Source organism: Winogradskyella sediminis, from assembly GCF_003387355.1.
Lineage (GTDB): Bacteria > Bacteroidota > Bacteroidia > Flavobacteriales > Flavobacteriaceae > Winogradskyella > Winogradskyella sediminis.
In genome coordinates this window covers 1,128,288-1,152,503 of sequence record NZ_QUNH01000002.1, presented here as the reverse complement: position 1 = coordinate 1,152,503, position 24,216 = coordinate 1,128,288, and the positions used below count along the sequence as shown (strand labels likewise).

The following is a 24,216-nucleotide window of genomic DNA, read 5'->3' as shown; positions in this document are numbered from 1 at the left end:
GAAACTAAATAAAACTATCCCAGCCAACCATCGCGATCGAGGCTTCGATATTGAATAGCTTCGCTAATGTGCGCACCTAATATATCTTCTGAGTCCTCTAAATCTGATATCGTTCTGGCGACTTTTAAAATTCTATCATAAGCTCTAGCCGATAAATTTAAACGCTCCATTGCTGATTTTAAAAGTGACATAGAAGCGTCATCTAACTTACAATAATTTCGGATTTGCTTTGTACTCATTTGCGCATTGTAATGGATATGCTCCAAGTCCTTAAATCGTTGCGTCTGTTTTTCCCGAGCTTTAGTCACGCGCTTGCGAATCTCTACAGAAGATTCTCCTTGACGCTCATCAGATAGTTTTTCAAACGGCACTGGAGTCACTTCAATATGAATATCAATACGATCTAGTAACGGTCCGGATATTTTACCCATATAGCGTTGCATTTCTGCAGGAGATGATGTAATTGGAGCATCCGGATCGTTAAAATAACCACTCGGACTTGGATTCATACTCGCCACTAACATAAAAGACGACGGGTACGTTACCGTAAATTTTGCTCTAGAAATTGTCACTTCTCTATCTTCTAGAGGCTGACGCATTACCTCTAAGACTTCACGTTTAAACTCTGGTAATTCATCTAAAAACAACACTCCGTTGTGCGATAAGGATATTTCACCAGGTTGCGGATAACTTCCTCCGCCGACTAACGCGACATTTGATATGGTGTGGTGTGGACTTCTAAAAGGACGCTGTGCCATGAGTCCAGTATGTGCCTTTACGCGACCCACAACAGAATGAATTTTAGTCGTTTCTAAGGCTTCATGTAAAGTCATAGGTGGCAAAATACTCGGTAATCGCTTTGCTAACATGGTTTTCCCTGAACCTGGGGGACCAATAAGAATAATATTATGACCACCAGCTGCAGCAATTTCCATACAACGTTTTATGGACTCCTGACCTTTGACATCAGCGAAATCAAACTCTGGAAAATCCAAACTTTTATAAAATTCCTCTCGTGTATTGATGATGGTTTGCTCTAATGATTCACCATTTTCAAAGTGATTAATGACTTGCATGATGTTCTCAACTCCAAAAACTTTGATATTATCTACAATAGCCGCTTCTTTACTATTTTGAATGGGTAGAATGATATTTTTAAACCCTTCTTCTCGCGCTTTTACAGCAATTGGCAAAGCACCTTTAAAAGGCTGTAAGCTGCCGTCTAAGGACAATTCCCCCATAATGAGGTAATCCTCTAAATTTTCCGCTTTAATTTGATTAGATGCTGCTAAAATCCCAATAGCTAAGGTTAAATCATAAGCCGAGCCTTCTTTTCGTAAATCGGCAGGTGCCATATTAATCGTAATCTTTTTTCCTGGAATTCGGTAACCGTTATTTTGAAGGGCAGCTGCTATTCTGTAGTTACTTTCTTTAATAGCATTATCAGGAAGTCCCACTAAATGATAACCCACTCCTTTATCAACATTTACTTCAACAGTTATGGTCGAAGCCTCTACACCGAAGACAGCACTTGCGAAAACTTTTTTAAGCATGAATGATTAGTTTTTCTAAATGTAAGAAAACCAAGGCAATAAAAAAACCTTTCAAATTTAATATTGAAAGGCTTTCATATTATTTATAGCATAATTTAATGCTCGAAACTTTAGAATCACACAACTGTAACTTACTACCATCCTTTAACAGATTTAAAAAATCCCATACTTTCATAGAAAAAAAAAGAGTCTTAACAACGCTCTTGTTCAAATTATATAGCAAGAAACACGAAATATGCATAAAATCAATAAACACAGTAACTACCCTGGTATTTAACGAGATAAAACCTACAATTTTAACATTAAAATAAACTTATAAAAAACTGAACGACAATCACTTAACCTAAATACAGTTTAAAAAACATTCAACAAATTTGTTAAGAACTTGTTGACAATGTATATATAATTACCTCTCGTATATAATAGGTTTAGATTAATTTTACAAAAAGGAAAAGCACTCATTTCGAGTGCTTCATAATGAAAGGAAAAGGATTTTAAAGATAGCCTATAAACATCAATGATGTCCAAAGTTATTGATAAGGTTATACTTGATTTCTGATTAGGCTTCCAAAACCTAATCTCCTTAATTAAACGTCAATGTTAGTAGCATTGGCGTTTTTATTTTACTATTATTTGTAATGAATCTCTACGATATTCGTATTATCAGTACAAATATATATCTTAAGGGAAGATAAAAAAAGTTTTATATTTTTTATCTCAGGCTTTCTGTTAACATTCAAATATTTATCTAAAACATTTTTCAATTTAATAATTCCTAGCGTTAATGCGTATATAACTTGATATATTATAAGATTTATTTTTAATGTAATTGTTAATAACCTCACTCTCTTATCAAAAACGCAAGAAGAGTTTCTTCTAGTTTCATTAAAGTCTTATTTATTACCAATCCACCTTGCCTATGTTTATTTGCTCGCTTTGGTAGCTTATAAAATGGTTCGATAAATTTCAATAAAAAAACGGGTTACCAATTAAAGTAACCCATCACTCTGGTTATTTAATCTTTTAAGACCTTTATAATTTTAGTATGCTCACCTATTTCGACCTCAACAAAATACATGGCTGATGGCAAATAAGCCATATCGAGTGTTGCATTATTAGCATTAATATTAATGGTTTGTAATTGTCTTCCTGTGACATCAAATATGGTTACACTATCAATCGTTGTGGCATTAGAGATAAATAAATTATGTTTTACAGGATTCGGTCGAAATACAAATTCTGAAAACAAATACTCCTGAACACTCAAGCTACTTTCTTCCCCAAATGATAAATTATCTAAATAAGCTCTATCATCTCTATTTTTACCAAGGTGCTGCAACGACACTCTTAAACTATTACCAGCATAACTAGAAAGATCAACCTCAACATTTTGGTAATCCGTGGCGTTGTCGGCCAGAAAAACCTCTAATACGTCTCCATTAACCACAATTCTAAATACGGATTCCGAATTAGAGGTTAAGAATGTTTGTCTTAAATCGAAATTCATGAATAATTCCGAAACAGCAGAGGCATCCACTTCAAAATTTACCTTAGAAATAAAGTTTTGATTTTCAATCCAATTTAAATCTGAATCTCCAGAATTATACCAGGCGGTTGTATCTTGACCTCCTGCCATCATTAATACGTCTTCTCCTCCATCACTAGTTAATCTACATTGCGTATTCTCTGTTTCTTCTAAAATTAAAGCGTCTATATCTTCAACACTGAAATCATAGGTTAAAACCTCCCCGTTTTCTAGCGCTACACGCTCTTCATATTCGCCTTCTAAACTAAACGAATCAACCGAAATTGTACGAATAATAGAAGAATAACCAAAATCTAATAAAAACGAATAATCACCATCTAGAATTGGTGTAAAAGTGGTTTCAATAGTGTGATAATTATAGAATCCGAAACTAAATTCTGAAAAATAATTGATATAATTATCTAAGGCTTCTGTTGCATTTCCCTGGCCTGTCCACACCTTAACACTCTGAAAGCTATAATCTCCTTGTTCTTTTCTTATTTTGAAGGACAAAGTATAGGTTCTTCCTGCTTCCATACTAAACAACGGAGTTATCATATAAGCCTCTATACCATATTCATCAAATACAGCATAAAGGTAACTAGAATCCCCATCTCCAACCTGATAGTCACTAAGATTAGTATTACTAGACACCCAAACATCATCATGTTGAAAGCAATTAGGTAAAATCCCTTGACCATATGTCTCCATGGTATCAAAATTTTCTACCCATGGAATGCTCTCTACACTACAGGCCGTAGTGGCATTTATAGGACCAACCCACTCGCTAACTCCCGATATACCACAATTGGTTCTTACATAGAATTCATAAGAAGTTTCTACTTCCAACCCATTAATACTAACGCCATTGGTGTCGGTATTTACTAATATTCCTGTACCAGGTGTAAACCCTAAGACTCCGTATTCAACATCAAAAGTAGCACCAGCATCAGTGTTCTCCCATACCAATGAAACACTTGTATCTGAAACAGACATAAAATCAACACTAATAGGCTCCAGACAAGATGGTCGTTCTTTATACTCTATATCATCAAACATCACTAGAGAATAATCATTTTCTTCATTATGCTTTATGGCGATATGGCGTGCATCTCCTGTATAAGTTGCAAAATCGATTAGAAATTCCTTTCCAAATAATGGAATCTCATCGGCCCAAATGGTTGTAAACGGCACAAACGTTTCACTATCCAATGGATTTGTCATGGTTCCGATAATAATTCCGGATTGATTATAAGTAGATCCCGTAGTTTCATTTCTTACCCAAATTTTCAGAATTTTATTCGCATCAAAATCCGATAAATAAGGAGATACCATAACACCAGGTAACGGTGAGGTTTCTGAGTCATAATAGTTTATAAAACCAACATTGGGTGATGAGCTTGGACTCACCACAAGACTCTCTGTATCGTAAATTCCTGACACTTGCTTATCATTTCTGGTCCAACAGAAATTAGGAATATTTTGATTGTACGCATATTGATATTCTGCATCATACTGATCAAAATTCTCATAAAAAGGAGCTTGTACAGCACAAGTCATCGTAAATGCATAAGGCACACTCCAGTCACTATACCCAAAGGCTTCACTACAGTAAGCCCTAACGCGATATTCGTAATCTGAAAAGGACGGCAAATTACTGATAATAAAAGGGTTTGAATCGGCTTCCACAAGGGTTCCACTTCCTGTTTCAAAACCTATAGAACCGTATTCAATTTCCCAAAGTTGAGGTGCCTGCTGTGTATTATTATCTTGCCATGCTAGCGTGATGTCTCCATTTCCTGTTTGCGTAGCCTCTAAATTAGTTGGCGTTACACAATCAGCTTCCTTATATTCAAAATCATCAAAAAGAATAACTTGACGCTCATTAATAGCGGCTTGCCTTATTCCTATATATTCATCCTCTAAATAGAGATTTGACAAATCGATTTCATATTGCGTCCAAGTATCTTCATTCTCAGCAGCATTTGTAATGGTATAATACGGTGTAAATGTGGTATAATCATCTGGATCTGTCATGGTACCAATAACAATCTCGGTTGGTGTTGCATAAGCACTAGAAATCGGATACATCCAAAACGAAACTCTTTTGTAATTATCTAAATCAATGAGCCTTGGTGATACTAAAATGCTTTGTTCTGAAACCTCATCGTGTAATGGATGGTTTGTTTCATTCATAAACCAAATTGCTTGCTCACCAGTATGCGCATCTGGCGTATTATATGCACTATTATTATACACTCTTATCTGCCCTATTTCATCCCAATAAGACGATCCTACCTGTGGCAATAATCCTGTCCAACAATGCTCTAAAAAGCCAGTTGGATGATTTTCGAAACCTTCTTGATAGCCGACCTCGAATCCTGCACATTTTGTTGTAAACACTTGCTTAACCGACCAGTCACTATAACCTGATCCACAATTTGCTCGTATATAAAAGTCATAAGCTGTATCTTCCATAAGATTTGCAATCGTAGCAAAAGAACTATCATTTGCCGTCATAACAGTTCCGGTTCCAATTTCAAAACCAGAAAACCCGTATTCAATCTCCCATGATGTAGGGTTTGAATTTTCATAAGACTCCCAACTTACGTCTACAGCATCATAACGTTCGTCTAAAACCTTAGGATAAAGTGGCTCTGTACAATCTGGAATAGCTTCATAAACAAAATCATCTACAAAAAACTCACTTCCAACAAATTCGTCTCCATGCTTAATAGCTATATAATGATCCGTGCCCGAATAGTTATTAAAATAGATGGTATGTTCTTTCCAAGCTACCACGTCTTCTTCATAGCTTTTGTATTCATTCATTTCGGCTGGTGTGATGGTTTGCACCAAAGTAAAAGTGCTACTATCATTTGGATCTGACATGGTACCGATATGCAAGTTCGATTGGTTGTAATTAGAACCTGAACTCCCTTGACGAGATACTAACTGAAGTCGAATTCTCTTGTCATTATCTATATCTAAAATTTCTCTTGAAACCAACATTAGATTATCGGCTCCTCCTCCTGCATTATCAAAACTATTAGAAAATTGAATAAACTGATTACCACTATGTGGATATAAAGTTCTGTTTACACCATTATAACTAACAGTAAAATCATCTACGGCATAAATATTAATAATGGTATTATCCGTTTCTACGATTTTTGTCCAACATGGACTAATTGCATTCTCAAATTCAAAAGACTCAAAGTAATAATCCTCTACTGGCATACAGGTAGTAAAAAATGTAATGACTTCTGACCAATCTGAATACAAGCTTTCTTCATCGCATTTAGCTCTAACTCTAATGCCGTATTCAGTGCCTTCAAGCAGATTTTCTAATGTAAAATTATTTGAGGTAACCGTAATCGTTTCTTCAGAATTATAAGTACCAAGTCGTTCAAACTCGAGATCCCATTCTATATCCGATTCGCCAGCAACCCAACTTAGCTCTACACTATTATCATACACTTGCTCTACGGTTAAACCTGTAGGAATCTCACACAACACCGATTGCAAATAAGAAAAATCATCAATAACCACCTGGCTGCCATAATTAGAAACAGATCTTTGGTATTTAAAGGCGATATATTCATCCGTTCCGTTATAGTCATTCAAATACACGGTACGCTTCTCCCATACATTCCCTTCTACACTGCCTTCTATAGTTTCTAAAGTTTCAAAGGTTGAATAATCTTCTGGATTGGTGATTGTCCCAACTTTTAATCCACCATCGTAATTACTGATGTAAAATTCTATTTTTTTATCGTTAGACAAATCGGTAAATAAAGGTGACACCATCATAACACCATAACTGGAATATGCGCTGGTATCTTCCATATATGCTGAATAACCATCGTCACCAAAATTATTATCGATAACCATTTCAAAACTAGTCGTGTAACTGTTAGACGAATATTCATAGGCCATCCAACACGCATCTAAGGTAGAACTATTAAAATCATAGGTATAACCTGTTGTATACGACTGTCCACAACCAATATCTACCGTAATTTTTTCTGACCAATCGCTACTATTGTTAGCATCACAAACAGCTCTGACGTAAAAATCGTACACGGTTTCTGTTGGCAAGTCTGAAACACTAAAAGGATTAGAATCTACCTGAATAACCGTACCATCATCATACCAGAAGCCCTCTTCACCATATAGAATTTCCCATTGTGAGGCATTATTGTTATCGTTCCAAGACAATTCAATTTCACCATTTGAAATCCCTGTATTAGTAAAGTCTATTGGAGTTTGACAAGTTGGAACATCTGAATACTCAAAACGATCTAAATAAATGATTGACGTCCCTCCTATTGGCTCTTCTTCAATTTGCATATTGAATGCGATATAGGTATCCGACCCTGAATAATCATCGAAGTTGATTGTAAACTGTTTCCAATCCCTATAAGTCATATCAGTATAGGCAATGGTTTCTTTAACTGTGAAGGTATTTGCATCGGTTGGGTCGGTCATTGTACCAACCACCATATTTGCATTATTATACCTAGGGTGTAGCCAAAACTTTATACGCTTATTACCATTACTTAAATCACTAAATTCTGGTGACACTAAAAAGAGCTCACCATTTTGCTGGTAATCATTGAATTTAATGGTTTTTCCACTACCTCCAAGTGGGTATGAATAAGATACATCTACAATATTTGTATTGTACACCTCTGGATCTACACCAGGTAATCTCGACCAACAATTGGCAAATTCACTATCGTCAAAATTCTGAGTATATGAATCATAAAATGGCCCACAATCTGTGTGAATATTTTGAAGTTTAAACCAATCACTATAACTACCTCCGCCACAATTTGATCGGATATAAATATCGTAAGATGAATCTGGGTAAAGGTTATTTATCGTAGTATTATCGCCTGTTCCGCTGATTATAGTACCAGAACCCAATTCAAAATTAAGTGCACCGTATTGTATTTCCCAATCGGTTACGCCATTTGTGTTTGTCCATAGTAAATCTGCTGTAGTATCTGTTAGTGCTGTAAGATGGAAGTTCTGTGGTTCTATACAATCTGGTGTGCTTTGGTATACAAATTCATCGATAAAGAAATTTGTATAAGTATCTATTTGTACTTGTTTAAACCCAACGAAACGATCATTTCCTGTATAATTTTCAAAATCTATAATGATTTGTTCCCAAATTCCTTCCTCCATATCGGAAGAGGAAATTGTTTGATATGGTGTAAATGTGGATAAATCATTTTGAACTGCAAGCGTCCCGATTACGAGGTCGGAATCTCCTTCTTCATTTTTTAACCAAAATTTTATACGCTTAGAACTATTTAGTTCATATAATTCAGGAGTAACTACAGCGCCTTCATTGTAATTTGAAATTTTAATAGCACCTGTTGATGCTGATGTATTTCCGTCTTGTGTTAAAAAACCGCTTCCTAAAGTTTCCCAACAACTATAGAATTCGCCACTATAACCATCTTCAAAATTATAAGTATAATCTGCAATAAGTGCAGGACATAAGGTTGTAAATTCATTGACAAATGACCAGTCACTTGCATCGCTACCAGAACAACGCGATCGTATAAAGAAATCATACACCGTATTAGAATCTAATCCTTCTATTATATAAGGTTTAGACGTGGTATTGATAAGTGTACCGGAACCAGGAGTAAAATCCTCTGGACCATATTCTATATCCCAACTTGTAGCACTACCCATACTTAACCAATCGATTGAGGCTTCATTAGCATACGTAATTACTTCAGTGTCTATAGGTGTTATACAACTTGGAGAATCTTGGTATACAAAATCGTCTATATAAGCAAAGGAATAATTGCCGCTTAATTTAAATGCTACATGATTGGCATTTCCTGTATAATTTTCGAAATCCACATCGATATGTCTCCATTGATTGCCACCACCATCATTTATGGTAATAGTTCTATAAGGTTCAAAGGTTGTAATATCATCAGGGTTTGGTATTGTACCAACGTTAAGACTACTATTTTCGGGAGAATACAACCAAAACGACACCCGCTTATTTGGGTCAAAACCTATAAGTTCTGGAGTAATAAGTAGCGCATCACCACTAGAAATTGAGCGCATACCAACGGAATTATTACCCGTATAAGCTGCGCTAACCGTTTTAACATAATTATAATTTGTGGAGTTAAGCGGATATTTTCGCCAGCACACTTCTATAAAAGGTTGTATTGTAGTTTCAAAACCTTGTGTATAATTTATGGCTGCACTATCGCAATCATCAGGACTACAAATTTCTGAAAAATAACTCGTAGATGGTTTTGTGAAATTAGCATTGGCATAGGTCACATCATCCACACAAATAGTACCTAATGAGGAGGCATTATCTATATTGAAATAGGTGAAAATTGTATTGTTCCCATTTTTAGCATTTACAGTTTCTAATAAAAACCCACTAAGATCTAACCATTCTAGGTTAGGATTATTAGAAACATCTACTGTTGACACATATAATCCATCAAGTGATAAATACGCTAAACTGCTATTAAAACTGACATCTAACTCTGAAATATTATTATCCGTGACATATAAACTATATAAGTTAGGGTTATTTGAAACATCTAAACTCGTTAAATTTAAACTACGCAGATACAAGCTACTTAAATTAGGCATATTAGATACATCAATCTCCTCCTGATTAGTATACCATAATAAAATATTTTCGAGTGTGTTATTATTTGAAAAATCAACGGTATTTAAATTATAACAATAGGTGGCACTAAATAACTCGAGGTTGACATTATTCGAAATGTCTATATTTTCAATAGGATTTAAATTTATTTCAATTGATTTTAGCGCTGTATTAGAAGCGATTTCTAAATCACTAATGGAATTCGCCGAAACATTTAAAACCTCTAAATTTACATTTGATGCGGTATAAAGTTCAACAAGATCATTACCATTACAAGCCAATTCCTTTAAATTACTATTCTGAGAAATATCTAAAACACTCAACGCATTGGCTGCAATTTCTATTTTTTCTAAAGCAATATTTTGAGTTAAATCAACTGCTGCAATTTCATTATTACTGCAATTTAACGCTGTAATAGATAGAAAACTCTCAATACCTGTAAGTTCTGCGATATCAGATGATGCCAGATTTAAACTTCCTGCATAAGCCTCAGCCTCGGCGACCTGAATTTCACCATCGCTATTAGTATCAATAACAGGATCATGATTTAAAAGTGCGGTTTTAAAATTGGCATCAGGAATGGTTACATTTTGAGAAAATGACAATGATGTTACTGCAATACATAAAAGTATTGTAAAAAGGGATTGGTAAAACTTCATTTGGTTGGTTTAATAGGTCAATTAGAGCACACATTGATACGACAGCACTACTGCCAAAGTCGTAAAACTGTTAAATAAATGCTAAAATATATAACAAAAAAACCTTTCAATACTAAAATTGAAAGGTTTTAATTATGGCTAGATTTACTAATTAACTCTTAATAAACCGTTTAACAGCTTTAGTGTTACCAGATTGAATTTCTAAAAAGTACACTCCTTTAGATAAATCGCTAACATCTATGGATTCTGTATTATTGATTTTTAACGTTTGTATTCGTCGACCATTGAGATCGTAAATAATCAATGTATCAATACTAAAAGTCGTTTCAATATGCAATAGATCAGTTGTTGGATTAGGATATAGTCTTATCGCTTTTTCTAAATTTTCATCATTTACAGATAAACTAGAAAGTGAATATTCAATTACCAATTGCGGTGCTGCAGAACCATCAAAAGATTCTGCTTCACGCTCTCCGCTTCCGTTGATTACAAAGGTCATCGCATTAAACATCGTCCAATCTTCTTGCGCTAAAACCTCTTCCACTAAAGAAGCGATATTTGGTGTTTGCTGATTGACACCAGCATCTCCTATATGTTCAGTTTCCCAAGCAGGTATATCGTTCCAACTCACTACATTGTTACCAAGTGTTCTTGATGAAATATCAAAATCTGCGGATGAAAACTCAACTGAATTCGCACTTGCTTCTGCTCTAATCGCCACACTTGTAGGATCTGTATTATCATCATCTACCGTAAATTGAATATAAGCATTACTAATAATAGCATCGGCTGGCAATTGAATATCAGTAAATCTTACACCCACAAGTTGATTGGTTGATCCACTTTCATCAACAAGTTCTAAATCAGAACTTCCTAAATCCATTTCTCCAGTTGCCACTTCCTCTTCTGCATCATTATTAGATCTATTTACAGCATAAGTTAAAGTTCCTGATTCTAAGATCCCTGCACAATTACAATTGCCATCTTCTACATCAAAAAACGTATCAGAATTACCATCATCGCAAGCGGTTCCATAAGGTTCACAAGGGGTCTGATAGTATAATTTTAAGATTGGTGCTGCAGATCCATCAAACGATTCCGCCACACGCTTCCCTGAACCTGAAATTATAAATGTTAACGCATTGCCACTTAACCAATCTTCTTGAGCAATAATTTCTTCAACAATATGAGTAACATAAGGCGAACGCTGATTAATACTAGCTTCTCCTGTAGTGTTCCACATAGCAACATTGTCCCAATTTACAGAACTCAAAGTCAATACTCTAGACGTAATATCATTTAAGCCGTCTGTAAACGTTGCACTTTCCGCTGCTAATTCTCCATTTATAACTAGGTTAGTAATATCTGTTTCAGCACTAGTTTCATCGGTTTGAAACTGAAGAAAAGCTCGATGTAAAGTAGCACCTTCAGGTATTTGAACATTTTCAAATCGCAATCCAATAACCTGATCGTCATCATCATGAACCAATTCTAAATCTGAACTTTGTGTAAAAACAAGTCCTGAACCAACTTCCTCTTCTGCATCATCACTAGAATTAAGAACCTCTTTAACATCTTCTACCACATCATTTGGCACACCTGTACAATTACAGAAGCCATCTTCTTCATCATTAATGGTATTAACATCTCCATCATCACATGGTGTGCCATACGCAGGACATTCGTTTTCCGATAAGGTATACGTTATAATTAATTGGGGTGCGGCATCAGAATCACCGTTATACGACTCAGCTGTTCTTTCACCAGAACCTGTAATAAAAAATGACATAGCGCTATATGATGGCCAATCTTGTTGGTCTACAATTTCTTGAACAATAGTTCTTAAACTTGGAGTTTTCTGGTTATCACCAGCTTCACCAACCGTTTCCCATGCCGGAACATCGCTCCATGTTACTACTGCATCTGTTTGCACTCTGGATGAAATATTGAATGGATCTGTTGTAAATGTTGAGCTATTAATCGCTTTTTCTCCTCTTATTACTAAGTTGGTCGATTGCGTATTCACCTCATCTGTTGTAAATTGAATTGCCGCATCTAAAATTACAGCACCTTGAGGAATAGTAACACCATTAAAGCGCATACCTACGGTTTGGTTGAATTGATCCGCATAAGCATCGTAAACCAATTCTAAATCGGAACTATCGGTGTACATAGCTCCTCCCGTTTCAGCTTGTTCAGCATCGTCATCTGGATGGTTAACTTGAAACGTTAAGGTCGCAGACTCTTCAACTCCGATACAGTTACAGTCTCCATCTTCAAAATCTAAAATGGTATTAGGATTACCATCATCACAAGCTGTACCAGCATCTTCACAAGGTAATTTGTAAAATAACTTTAATTCTGGTGCTGCAATGCCATCAAAAGATTCCGCGATTCTTAATCCTGAACCCGATAAAATAAAAGTCATGGCATTCCCTGCTTCCCAACCGTTTTGAGAAATGACTTCATAAATAACATTGTTTAAGTATGGTGTACGTTGGTTTAAACCCACTTCACCTACTGTTTCCCATTCTGCAATACCGTTCCAATTGATTGCATTTGCCGTTAAAGGTCGAAGTGAAATATCATTAGTATTCGACGTAAATGTAGCACTTGAAACCGCTAATTCACCATTTATAATAATTTGAGCTGCATCATTTTCCGTATTTACTTCAGCTGTTTGAAACTGAATATAAGATCGGTATAAGGTAGCACCTTGAGGTATTTGCACATTTTCAAAACGAATACCAACTAACTGATCTCCGTTATCATGTATTAATTCTAAATCGGCACTTGCAGTGTGCACTAGACCGGATGCTATTTCTTCTTCAGCATCATCACTACTGTTTTGTACTGCAATAGTTTCTTCAACCAATTCAAAATCTGGCACACCTTCACAATTACAAAAACCATTGGCTTCATCATATAATGTTGAAGCATCTCCATCATCACAAGTTGTACCGATAACAGGACAAGGATTATCGGTAAGATTAGCATTAGAAATAGTAACGACACTCCCAGTTTCTGGCGAAAAGATATTTAAGGCGTCTGGCAAAGTAAAAGGATCTGTATTACTCCCTTCAGCAACTTCATCGGCATTATTGACGTCTATGGTACGTAATTCAATTTTTTCGGTATCTACAAAGACCAATTTAAATTGATTGAAAGACCCTGAATTTCTTGTCCAGCTCTTATCGTCATCATTATTTCTTAATGGTGCTCCCCAACATCCCTCGCCTGTGTAAACCGTACCGCCTTGTTCTTCAATTACAAAACCTTCGTCATTTCCAGGATCTGACGATGGTTTTATTGGCCATGTAGTTTTAGACATGTGCGAATCACAATCGACAACCAATCTTACTTGTTGATCATAAAACAATTGTGCCCAAGCACCATATTGTGCATTTCCTTCAGATTTTCCAGAGGTATGTGGACGCATTGGCTTGTGATATTGCACCATTTTCCATGTTAAATCTGAAGCCGTATTTAAATCGTTTTCTAACCACGTTAACTGATCTCCAAGTACTGAAATTTCAGAATTAAGCGTATAGGTTCTTATCATGTTATTTCCCCAGGTCATGGCGTAATATGAATCGGCATTGGGTGTATCAAAAAGATCGTAGATAGAAGATGTGTTTTCATGATTACCTCTAGCTGGTACGATAGGAAACATTCGTCCATCTGCAGCTGTGGTGAGTTGCCAATCGTCAAACCAATCTTGCCATTCCGAATTACTATCGGCATTGGTCATATCACCACCAAATAATACAGCATGTGGTTTTAGTTTACTTACTAATTTATTAGCATTCTGTCGTGGTGTTCTGTTATTTCTAGAATCACCTCCGGCAATGAAAAACAATCGACTATCGTCATCTGGTGCTGTTTTAAACCAAAATTGCTGACTCACACCTTCACTATCATGGATTAAAAAGTAATAAATAGTATTTGGTAGCAAACCAGACAATCTTGCAAATTGATTAGTCATTCCTTTTGCCGACGTTTCTCTGTCTACCGTTTTATTAAAAGTATAAGCGTTAAAATCAGTACCATGATCTACAGTATCGTAATACACAGAAGCATTAGAACCTGAGATTTGATTCCAAGCTACTGTTATTGTTGTAGCAGGATCATCTAAAAGAATAAGCCTGTACTTGTCATTATTTGCATAACCTAAGCGAACTAGGCCAAGCAGCATAAGCAACATTAGAGGTAATTTTAATTTCATAATTAGGGTTGGTTTTTAATTGTTGTGTTTTGTTTTTAATGTTTTATCGTAAAGGCCGTAAAGCATTAAAGTTGCTAAAGGCAATAATCCGTGTGGTAATCGGTAAACCGTTAAATACATAAAATGATGGATAGAATTGAGGAAAAAATCGTAGTTAAACCCAGCTACAACTCTAGCTAGCGCTGTTAAAATACCCCAAATAATGATATACATAAAAGCAGGTTTTACCAACTTAGGTATAAATAGAAAAGCGGCCGCTATAACATCTAATAATCCAACTACAAACAACAGCTGCCTAGCATGAGTTTCGGTTACACCCAATATTTTAATAGTCATATCAATAAAATGACCTGGCACATATATGAATCCCATAGCAAAAAGTCCATGTGGAATAAATGTTAATGCTATAGATACCTTTAACCAGAAAATAAGCTTTTGTTTATTTAAGGTTTCAAAGTCTTTGGTAAAAAAGAGTACTAAAGGTGCTGCAAATTGTATGGTTAGCTCAAAAAATTGTAAAAAATCATAGTTTTTATCTTTAACCATGCATACACCAAGTATAAATAAGATAAACAAACTAAACCCTATAATACTTTTTTTAAGTCTTACATACGGAATCTGTTTCCAAAATAGACTGACAAACGCAGATACAAATAGGACGATGCTAAAAAACACTGTAAGATTGGTGATGCCTTTGTTGGTTTCTGGACTTGTGGCATAATCGAACCAAGAGGTATTGAAAACATTTTCAACAATAGGACTCATTAAGCTTTCATCCCAAAGGATAGCTCTAAAAGGTGCTCCGAAAAAATAAAATTGGTAAGCTCTTGCTAAAAAGATTAGAAAAGCGCATAGTTGGATGATAAAAAAAGGCTTCAGTTTCATATCACAAAAAAATGAAATTAAAGCCTTCGACCTATTACGTCAGTATTATACAACGATTACAAAAACCGCATAAAAATGTTACCTGTATTATTAAATTACTACCACCACCTTATCTTAACATTTAAGTAATAAAGAATATAAAAGTTTTTCGATTTTAAGAAACAAATATTGTTTAAAACCTAATTATCTCTCACAAACGCCAAAGCACGTTTTTCATTGTAGTATATATTTTTCTTATCCACAAACCCAACATGCCCACCATATTTTGGCATTTCTAAAAAGAGATTAGAATTTTGTTTGGCTTCTTTTACAGGATAACATTCTGGAGATAAAAATGAATCATTAAGTGCATTTATAATTAAAGAAGGAACTTTAATATTTGGAAGAAACTGTAAACAACTTGCTTTCTTATAATAATCTAAAGCGCTCTCAAAACCATGTGCTTTTGCCGTATAAATATCATCAAAATCGATTAAAGTTTTAATCGCATTAAAATCGGCCAATGATAGATCATTAGGGAATTGTTCTAATTTAGGCTTAAGCTTCTCTTTTAAATGTGCTAAAAATCGAATCGCGTAATGTTTGTTTTTCAAACTTAATAATTCACCACAAGAGCCTTTTAGGTCACAAGGTGTAGATACTGCAATAACAGACTTTAATTCTGCTGGAATTTCCCTTCCTTCACCCACATATTTCAAAACCATATTTGCCCCTAAACTAATACCTTTAATATAGATTTCGTCGTATTGTCCTTTTAATAACAAATGTTGCACCACAGCGTCTAAATCTTCTGTAGCACCAGAATGGTAACTTCGAAATAAGGTGTTAGGTTCACCGCTACAGCCTCTAAAATTCACCGCACAAGCATCGATGTTATGATGATTGAATAACTTTGCAGTTCCCGTAATATATGGACGCTGCGCACTGCCTTCTAAACCATGAAGTAAAATAATCACTTTATTAGATTTTTCTTGAGCATAGCTCCAGTCTAAATCTACAAAATCAGTATCAGGTAAGGTGATGCGTTCCCGTGTTTGCTCTACCCCTTTCACACTTCGGGCTAATCCTGAAAACACAGTAGACACAAAACTCTTTTTGGCCCAGAATGGTGGTTTGTAAGTGGATTCTATTACTGGCATTAATTTTTAGTTTTATAGCGACCTTTCGACTGCGCTCAAGGTGACATCTTCTAATTATTTCAGAATCGTAAATTCAATAGATGAGTCATTGAACACCTTATGGGTCTGTTTTTGATAATCACTTGCCTTTGCTTCAAAAATATTCTCTACGTACGTCTGTGGATTCGCATCAATATACGGGAAGAATGTACTCTGTACTTGCACCTGAATTTTATGTCCTTTTTTAAAGGTATGAAACACGTCTTGCAACTTTAAGTTAATCGCTGTTTTTTGATTTGGCACAAAAGGTTCTGGCTCTGTCATACTATTTCTAAATCGTCCTCGTAACACTTCGCTTCGCACCATCATATGGTAATTGCTTAGTTTTAGGTGATCTTGAACATCGTCTGTATTTTTAGTATCTGCAGGAAATACATCAATAACTTTTACAATCCAATCGGCTGCGGTTCCTGTAGTAGACACCTTTAGTTTTGCTAAAATATCACCTGCAAGTGTCACATCATTTTCTAAAATTTCAGTTTCAAAAGTTAAGACATCAGGACGTCTAGAGGCAAAACGTTGATCATCGGTCATGAATTTACGCGGTGTAAACCCGACTTTTATATCTTCCGTATAAGGCACTGGCTTTCTCGGGTCACTTATAAAGTCTGACGTTGCCAGCATACGATTCGCTTGTTTTGTTAAACGTTGATAAGGCTGCATAAAGTAATCTTGTTTTACTGTATTTTCTGGCGGCCAAGTTTCAAACGATTGCCATTCTTTTGTCCCTGTATTAAACATGTGCGCTTCTGCTAATTCTGTATGTCCATTAGCTTCACCTTTTAAGAAATGATTAAAGAACTTGGTTTCAATATTTTTCTGAAAATAATCAGATATACTATCCCCAAAATGAATATTTCCTACCACTTGTCGTTCGCTATTTCTAGCCCAATCACCATGACTCCATGGTCCAAATACAACCGTATTGTAATTATCGCTATTAGCTTCAATACTTTTATAAGTATTAAATGGACCGTATAAATCTTCAGCATCAAATAATCCTCCGACAACCATAGTGGCTGGCTTAATGTCTTTTAAATGTTGAATAATACCTCTCGATTGCCAAAATTCATCATAAGTTACATGTGTTTTCAGTTGCTGCATAAATACATTGGTACTATCGTAATACTGATCTAATTTACTTAAAGGCATATGATCTAAGAAAAACTGATGTTGGTCTTCTGTTTTTAAATCGGGTAATGTATACCAAGATTCTGTTGTAGGTTGATCCTTCATATAGCCAAACAAACCTGAGACTCTCCAATAACTTAATAAATAAGCACCATTATGAATAAAATCATCAAAAAAGAAATCGCCAATACAGGCTTGAGGAGACACGGCTTTTAATGCCGGATGTGAGTCTAATAAAGAATACGTGGCATAAAACCCAGGATATGAAATGCCATACGTCCCAACGTTACCATTATTATGTTCTACGTTGTTGATTAACCATTCAATCGTATCATAAGTATCACTAGCCTCGTCGGTTTGGTTTCCTGCTTTATTCGGAATATAAGCACGCATGTTATCGTAAACCCCTTCACTATTCCAACGACCTCGCACATCTTGATACACCATTATATTCCCCTCTTCCATTAGGTATTTATTAGGGCCTAATTTAGCTTTAAATTCATCATCACCATATGGACGACAGCTATATGGAGTTCGCATCATTAAAATCGGGTAGGTTTTAGTCGTGTCTTTTGGTGTATAAATGGTAGTGTGCAGTTTTATACCATCGCGCATACCAATCATCACTTCTTTTTTGGTGTAATTATCTTTTGCATATGCCTCTTCAGATTGATCAACCTCTGAGGTTGCAATCGCTTGATGTTTGGTTTCACTACAGCTCAATAATCCTACGACAAATAAGACTATAAAAAGACAATACTTAATCATATATTTAATAATTTAAGAGTTAAAAGATGACTTCTACACCAAATAAGTACGTCAACTTCAACTAGTTATTGTTTTATAAATTTTAATGTTTGCAATTGCTCTCCTGATTTAATTTCAACAAAATATAAACCCGAATTATATTCAGACACATCTAATGAAGCAGAAGTATTACGTGAGGTAAACGATTTAAGCGCTCTTCCATTTACATCCACAATAGTAAGTTCGCTTTGGTGTTGCAGTCCTTCAATAAGAACTTCTGATGTTGCAGGATTAGGATATAACTTTACTGAAAGATGTTCTGAATCGTCAATAGACAAGGCATTTCCTGTAAACACTATTCTATTAATAACTGTACCATCTCCTCCAATTGGCGTGAATGAAAAATAATCTTTAGTGCGTCCAACATGTTGCAACTCAAAGGTTATATCACCTCCCAAATACGGATCTAAATCTACACTTACCGTAGTTAAAGGATCTTGATATCTTGTGGTAGGGTTGTAACTAGGACCATATTGTTCTCCATTAATGAGGATTCTAAACCATGAATTTGAAGGGGTAGAGCTATAATGATGCAATTGATTAAATGTAATATCTACATTACCGTCGGAAAGATGAGCTCCATCGATTTTAAACTTTAAACCTGTTAAAAAATCCTTATTCTCATTCCAAGCTTGAGTTTCCGTTGTAGCATCTCCTCCAACCCACTCAGCATTTGAGTCGCGTTGATGAAGCACTAATCGATCATAAACAGAATAATTTACAAATTCTAATTTAGAAGATTCACTATGCATTACAGAAAACAAATTAGTTTCTAATACAGCTTCATCATTAAAATAATTATCGTAACCTGGTTCTAAATATTCAGGATCAGTGGACGCATATATTTTTGACCAAGGCGAATGAGACGTCTCACAACTATTACGAACAAAAAGCTTATACGATGTCGCTGCTGGTAATTCTGAAAACGTATAGCTTTCAGTATCCGCAGGTATATAATCTACACTAGGATTTTCTTCAAATTCTGCAGCAACCACTTCATAGGCACCATCAGCAGTGGCATCCCAATTTAACGCAATACTATTGTCGCTACTAACTGATGCTATATTAGTGATGACTTCGCAATCATTTTCTAATATTTTAATATTATCTAAATACGTTTTTCTAGTTGTAGATTTGCTTACATTTTCAAGCTTAATAGTAATCAGTTCGCCAACAAATTGGGACAAATCTATTGAAGCGGTTTTAAAATCATTATCATCATAAGCTGCATTATAAATAAAATCTTCCGCAACACCTGTGTAAACATTATCATCGGCATAGGGCTTTATTTTTACACGTAAATATGCTTCAGCAGTTTGATTAATATCAAATTTAAGTATAGGATGAATTGCATTTTGAGTAAGATCGACATCTATTGAAAATGTTCTTATAAAATCTTGATTTTCTTCAAACGGATCTCCGTAATCAACATAGTTCAGATATTGCGGATAGCCAGGACCATTAAGCATTAACCCAAAACCACTCTCATTGGCCGCTTCAGCATTAATCTCTACTCCGTAATTCGGTATTGCATAATCGCGTGCAAAATCAGATTCAAAATCAATAGTATATGGTAAACTCAAGGCATTTGGTCTGGTTTTAAAGTAATAGCTACGATAACCAGACGTCACACCAAAAGCATCACAGTCGGTTTTTACATTGACATAATAATCTTGTGAAGGCAACAAGTCAGACACTGAAAATGTAAGATCATTGGTTACAGTATACGATTCAGGAATATCCTCACCAGCTTCAGTAATAACATATCTGTAATGATTGGCTTCTGTATTTTCATTAAGCGTGAATTCTGCCGTGGTATTTGTAACGTTGTCTATACTTGCAACAGAACTGGTTTGACAGACTTGCAAGTTACCATCGAAACGCGTTTTTGCGAATGAATTCTGATACAACACTGAGGTTGATGTAGATCCATCATCAAAAGCTTCCGTAATACGAACTCTACTTCGGGTTGGTGGATTATTAAAATTTTCCGTGCCTTGCCACCCAAATAAGGCACTCGAAGATTGCCCTGGATTGACATCTTCAACATCAATCACTAAATTATCGATGCCATTGTAGTTAAAAGACTCATCAAAAATGAGAATAAACTCGTAAGCATTAGCATAGTACGTTGTAATTCCAATTTCGGTTAAATCTTCATCAGCAATAAATCCATCTCCAGATTCAAATTCTTCTTTGGTTGTATGACCAATTTTAAAAATTAAGTTGGTATTTGGCGTTGGTGACGTCGTTGTGTTAGAAAACGCGGTAAAAAATCGTAATCCAGTAATCTCACCATTAAATTTAATTTGCTCTGGATAATAAATGGTTTGCGTACGCGAAAATTTTGCTTGTGGTACATACGGTTGATTGGTGTAGTCACCAGTACCTCCGACAGTGACATAGCTTGTAGTCCTTAATTGTGCGTTACTAATTGTTGCACATAATAAGGCAACGATTAAAAGAATATGTTTCATGATTGATGATTTTGGCGCAATTTAATAATTAAAATAACCTAAAATTGTTAAAATTTAAGAGGCTTTAACGGATGTGAATTCAAATTTCCCACCATCAAACAAGCCTTTATCACTTAGTTTTAAAGCCGGAATCACCAACAGAGCCATAAAGGATAAACTCATATATGGAGCATGAAGCTGACTACCTAATTGTTTGGCCATTTTATCGAGTTCTGAATATTGTTTCCCAATAACCTCAGCATTTTTGTCACTCATAATTCCTGCCACAGGCAGCGCAACTACTTTCTCCTCTGTATCGCTTACTGCACAAATTCCCCCTTCATTTTCTACTAATAAATTAACGGCTTTACAAATCGCTTCGTCAGACACTCCGATAGCAATGATATTATGCGAATCGTGACCCACAGAACTTGCAATAGCGCCTTCTTTTAAGTCATAATTTTTAATGAATGCAATAGAAGGCTTGTCATTTTGATAACGATTAACAACCGTCATTTTTAACACATCGGTCTCTGTGTTAGACACCAGATTCCCATTTTCAATTTTAGAATCTACGATGATTTCATTGGTTACTAATTCTCCGTCTAAACACTCAATCACTCTAATTTTCTTGGCATCAGATTCAAATCTAAAATCTGAAACGTCCTTTTTATCGGTGTTGAAATTATTTAAATTCTCAAAATCTACATGCTTCACATGTGAAACTCCGTTAGCAAATACCAACTGACCATTGATATAGGTTTCAAGCGTTTTAAAATCTTTTAAATCTTCAACAACAATACAATCTGCAGCATCACCAACATTTAGCAATCCCACATCGAGATTATAGTGTTTTACCGGATTTACACAAGCCGCTTGCAACACTTTAAAAACATCGACTCCTTTTGCTACAGCTCTCGCACACAATTGATTAATATGCCCTAATAACAAATCATCAGGATGTTTGTCATCGCTACAAAACATCATATTTTCATAATGTTCATCTAACAAGCCAATTAAGGCTTCAAAGTTTTTAGCTGCACTACCCTCTCGGATAATGACCTTCATGCCTTTTTGTAGTTTTTCTAGACCTTCATCAAAAGAAAAACACTCATGATCTGTAGAAATTCCAGCTGAAATATATTTGGTTAAATTTTCACCTCTTAAACCTGGTGCATGTCCATCTACGGGTTTATTATAGTGTTTTGCCCATTCTATTTTCTTTAAAACTTCGGCATCATCGTAAATAACTCCAGGATAATTCATCATTTCGGCCAAATACTTAATATCCGGATTCTCCATTAAGGTTTTAATAGCGTCCGAATCAATAACAGCGCCTGCCGACTCAAAACTTGTAGCTGGCACACACGATGGTGCTCCAAAATTGAATTTAAAAGGGGTTTGTTTTCCATTTTCTATCATGAATTCCACACCTTTTACGCCAAGCACATTAGCGATTTCATGTGGATCGGAAACTGTGGAAACAGTACCGTGATTCACCGCTATTTTAGCAAACTCACTTGGTACCAACATAGAACTTTCAATATGAATATGAGCATCTACAAAACCTGGTAAAATGTAATGATTTTCGTCGCAGTTTTTCTTTTCGATTGATTTAATTTTACCGTTTTCAACAGTCACTTCCCCTTGGTAGATACTTCTATTTTGAATATCTACAATGTTTCCTTTTAATTTCAAATTTCAAATTTTAATATTTCTAAAAAACGACTCAATTAAACATGTATCACTTTGACTTACAAACTATTTAATACATATCATACAACACTTACTTTAAGTGTTTTTTTAGTATATTCTGTAACTTTAAAACGATCATCTGCACGTTTCCCTATTAACCAAACGATCTTATTTTCTGAACATAACACCCAAGTATGTTCCTTTTCTATAAGTGATACTTTTTCATCTTTAAGGTATTTACTCACTTTCTTTTTCCCGGTCATTCCTATCGGTTGAAAAACATCGCCCGCTTTCCATAAGCGCAGTTCTAAAGGGAATTTTAAAGTAGCTTTGTCTACAAAAATCGTGGTATTAGAAACGTCACCAAGTGCTTTAACCATATTAAAAGAAAGTTTCCCGATTGGTGTTTCTATTTCTCTTACGGCTTCATGGATTAATATGGATTTTTGGTTTTGCTCAGAATGACAAAAATCGGTTAAAATTAAAAACTCACGATGTTTAATTAAACGATGAGAATTCGATTTTACCAGCTTTCCAGATTGTGCCTCCAATAAATCTTCAACATCATTCCACTCCGTAAACCCATAATTTTTAAAAATTTCAAAGAGATAAGCTCTTTGGTTTTTAACGGCTTTAAATGCGGCAATTTTGTAAGTCGTTCCAAGATGATCTTCAGACACTATGGCTTGCTTCTTAAAAGCAGATAATTGCTCTTCAACAATTACAGCTGTATCATTAAGATGCTGTAATGTATTTTGAAAACTATCTAACAATTGCGGATTAATTTCCTTTAAAATAGGAACAACATCGTGTCTCAACTTATTTCTTAAATATTTTCGTGAGGCATTACTCGCATCCTCTCTCCAAGTGATTTTATGATCTTTAACAAAGGTTTCAATCTGGCGTCTAGAAAAAGGCAATAATGGTCTAACGATATTGTTGTTAACCATTGGAATACCTGTTAAGCCATTTAAACCAGTTCCTCTAGTGAAATTGATAAGAAAAGTTTCAAGATTATCATCGGCATGATGTGCTGTTAAGATGTAATCGAATTTTAATTGTTTGGCTAGTTCTTTAAACCAATCGTACCGCAATTCGCGCGCTGCCATTTGTATAGAACACTTATGCGTTTTGGCATAAACTTCGGTATCAAAATGCTGAATAAATACCTCTACTCCTAATTCTTCTGCTAAAGAAACTACAAAAGCTTCGTCTTTCTGACTTTCTTCGGCGCGAAGATTAAAATTACAATGCGCCAGAGAAAATTGAAGCTCCATTTGAGAACACAGATGTGCTAACACAACACTATCGATACCACCAGAAATGGCGATAAGTAACTTCCCTTCTTTTAGGATAGAAAGGTTATTATTAATATGTATTTTAAAGTCTGATTGCACTTTTCAAAGGTATAGAATTTATTTATGCCTTTAGA

At 35.2% G+C, this 24,216-nt stretch carries 9 protein-coding genes; all 9 read right to left on the bottom strand.

What is annotated here, in order from left to right; translation table 11 throughout:
• Window positions 1-14: 14 nt before the first annotated feature.
• The 9 genes from C8N41_RS12415 to tilS all read right to left on the bottom strand — a co-directional run bounded on the left by C8N41_RS12415 (window position 15) and on the right by tilS (window position 24,181).
• Window positions 15-1,553, bottom strand: coding sequence for a YifB family Mg chelatase-like AAA ATPase (locus tag C8N41_RS12415; RefSeq protein WP_115839478.1), 1,539 nt, complete (start codon window positions 1,551-1,553; stop codon window positions 15-17).
• Between the two features lie 1,015 nt (window positions 1,554-2,568).
• A complete protein-coding gene (locus C8N41_RS12410) occupies window positions 2,569-10,407 on the bottom strand; it encodes a T9SS-dependent choice-of-anchor J family protein (RefSeq protein ID WP_115839477.1) in 7,839 nt (2,612 codons plus the stop codon).
• Window positions 10,408-10,558: 151 nt separating this feature from the next.
• Window positions 10,559-14,632, bottom strand: coding sequence for a T9SS type A sorting domain-containing protein (locus C8N41_RS12405; protein WP_115839476.1), 4,074 nt, complete (start codon window positions 14,630-14,632; stop codon window positions 10,559-10,561).
• Window positions 14,633-14,647: 15 nt separating this feature from the next.
• Window positions 14,648-15,517 (bottom strand): hypothetical protein, encoded by an 870-nt coding sequence (locus tag C8N41_RS12400; RefSeq protein WP_115839475.1) that lies wholly within the window; start codon window positions 15,515-15,517, stop codon window positions 14,648-14,650.
• A 179-nt stretch (window positions 15,518-15,696) separates the two neighbouring features.
• Window positions 15,697-16,656 (bottom strand): YheT family hydrolase, encoded by a 960-nt coding sequence (locus C8N41_RS12395; protein WP_115839474.1) that lies wholly within the window; start codon window positions 16,654-16,656, stop codon window positions 15,697-15,699.
• Window positions 16,657-16,710: 54 nt separating this feature from the next.
• Window positions 16,711-18,594 carry a CocE/NonD family hydrolase gene (locus tag C8N41_RS12390; RefSeq protein WP_115839473.1) on the bottom strand — a complete coding sequence of 628 codons (1,884 nt, stop codon included), beginning with the start codon at window positions 18,592-18,594 and terminating at the stop codon, window positions 16,711-16,713.
• Between the two features lie 65 nt (window positions 18,595-18,659).
• A complete protein-coding gene (locus C8N41_RS12385; RefSeq protein ID WP_115839472.1) occupies window positions 18,660-21,110 on the bottom strand; it encodes a T9SS type A sorting domain-containing protein in 2,451 nt (816 codons plus the stop codon).
• Window positions 21,111-21,164: 54 nt separating this feature from the next.
• Window positions 21,165-22,787 carry an adenine deaminase gene (gene ade / locus C8N41_RS12380; protein ID WP_115839471.1) on the bottom strand — a complete coding sequence of 541 codons (1,623 nt, stop codon included), beginning with the start codon at window positions 22,785-22,787 and terminating at the stop codon, window positions 21,165-21,167.
• Window positions 22,788-22,864: 77 nt separating this feature from the next.
• A complete protein-coding gene (tilS, locus tag C8N41_RS12375) occupies window positions 22,865-24,181 on the bottom strand; it encodes a tRNA lysidine(34) synthetase TilS (RefSeq protein ID WP_115839470.1) in 1,317 nt (438 codons plus the stop codon).
• Window positions 24,182-24,216: the final 35 nt, after the last annotated feature.

What these genes read in the sequence shown, in the direction of transcription:
- C8N41_RS12415 (WP_115839478.1), bottom strand. Translation starts at nt 1,553, where the DNA reads ATGCTTAAAAAAGTTTTCGCAAGTGCTGTCTTCGGTGTAGAGGCTTCG.
- C8N41_RS12410 (WP_115839477.1), bottom strand. Translation starts at nt 10,407, where the DNA reads ATGAAGTTTTACCAATCCCTTTTTACAATACTTTTATGTATTGCAGTA.
- C8N41_RS12405 (WP_115839476.1), bottom strand. Translation starts at nt 14,632, where the DNA reads ATGAAATTAAAATTACCTCTAATGTTGCTTATGCTGCTTGGCCTAGTT.
- C8N41_RS12400 (WP_115839475.1), bottom strand. Translation starts at nt 15,517, where the DNA reads ATGAAACTGAAGCCTTTTTTTATCATCCAACTATGCGCTTTTCTAATC.
- C8N41_RS12395 (WP_115839474.1), bottom strand. Translation starts at nt 16,656, where the DNA reads ATGCCAGTAATAGAATCCACTTACAAACCACCATTCTGGGCCAAAAAG.
- C8N41_RS12390 (WP_115839473.1), bottom strand. Translation starts at nt 18,594, where the DNA reads ATGATTAAGTATTGTCTTTTTATAGTCTTATTTGTCGTAGGATTATTG.
- C8N41_RS12385 (WP_115839472.1), bottom strand. Translation starts at nt 21,110, where the DNA reads ATGAAACATATTCTTTTAATCGTTGCCTTATTATGTGCAACAATTAGT.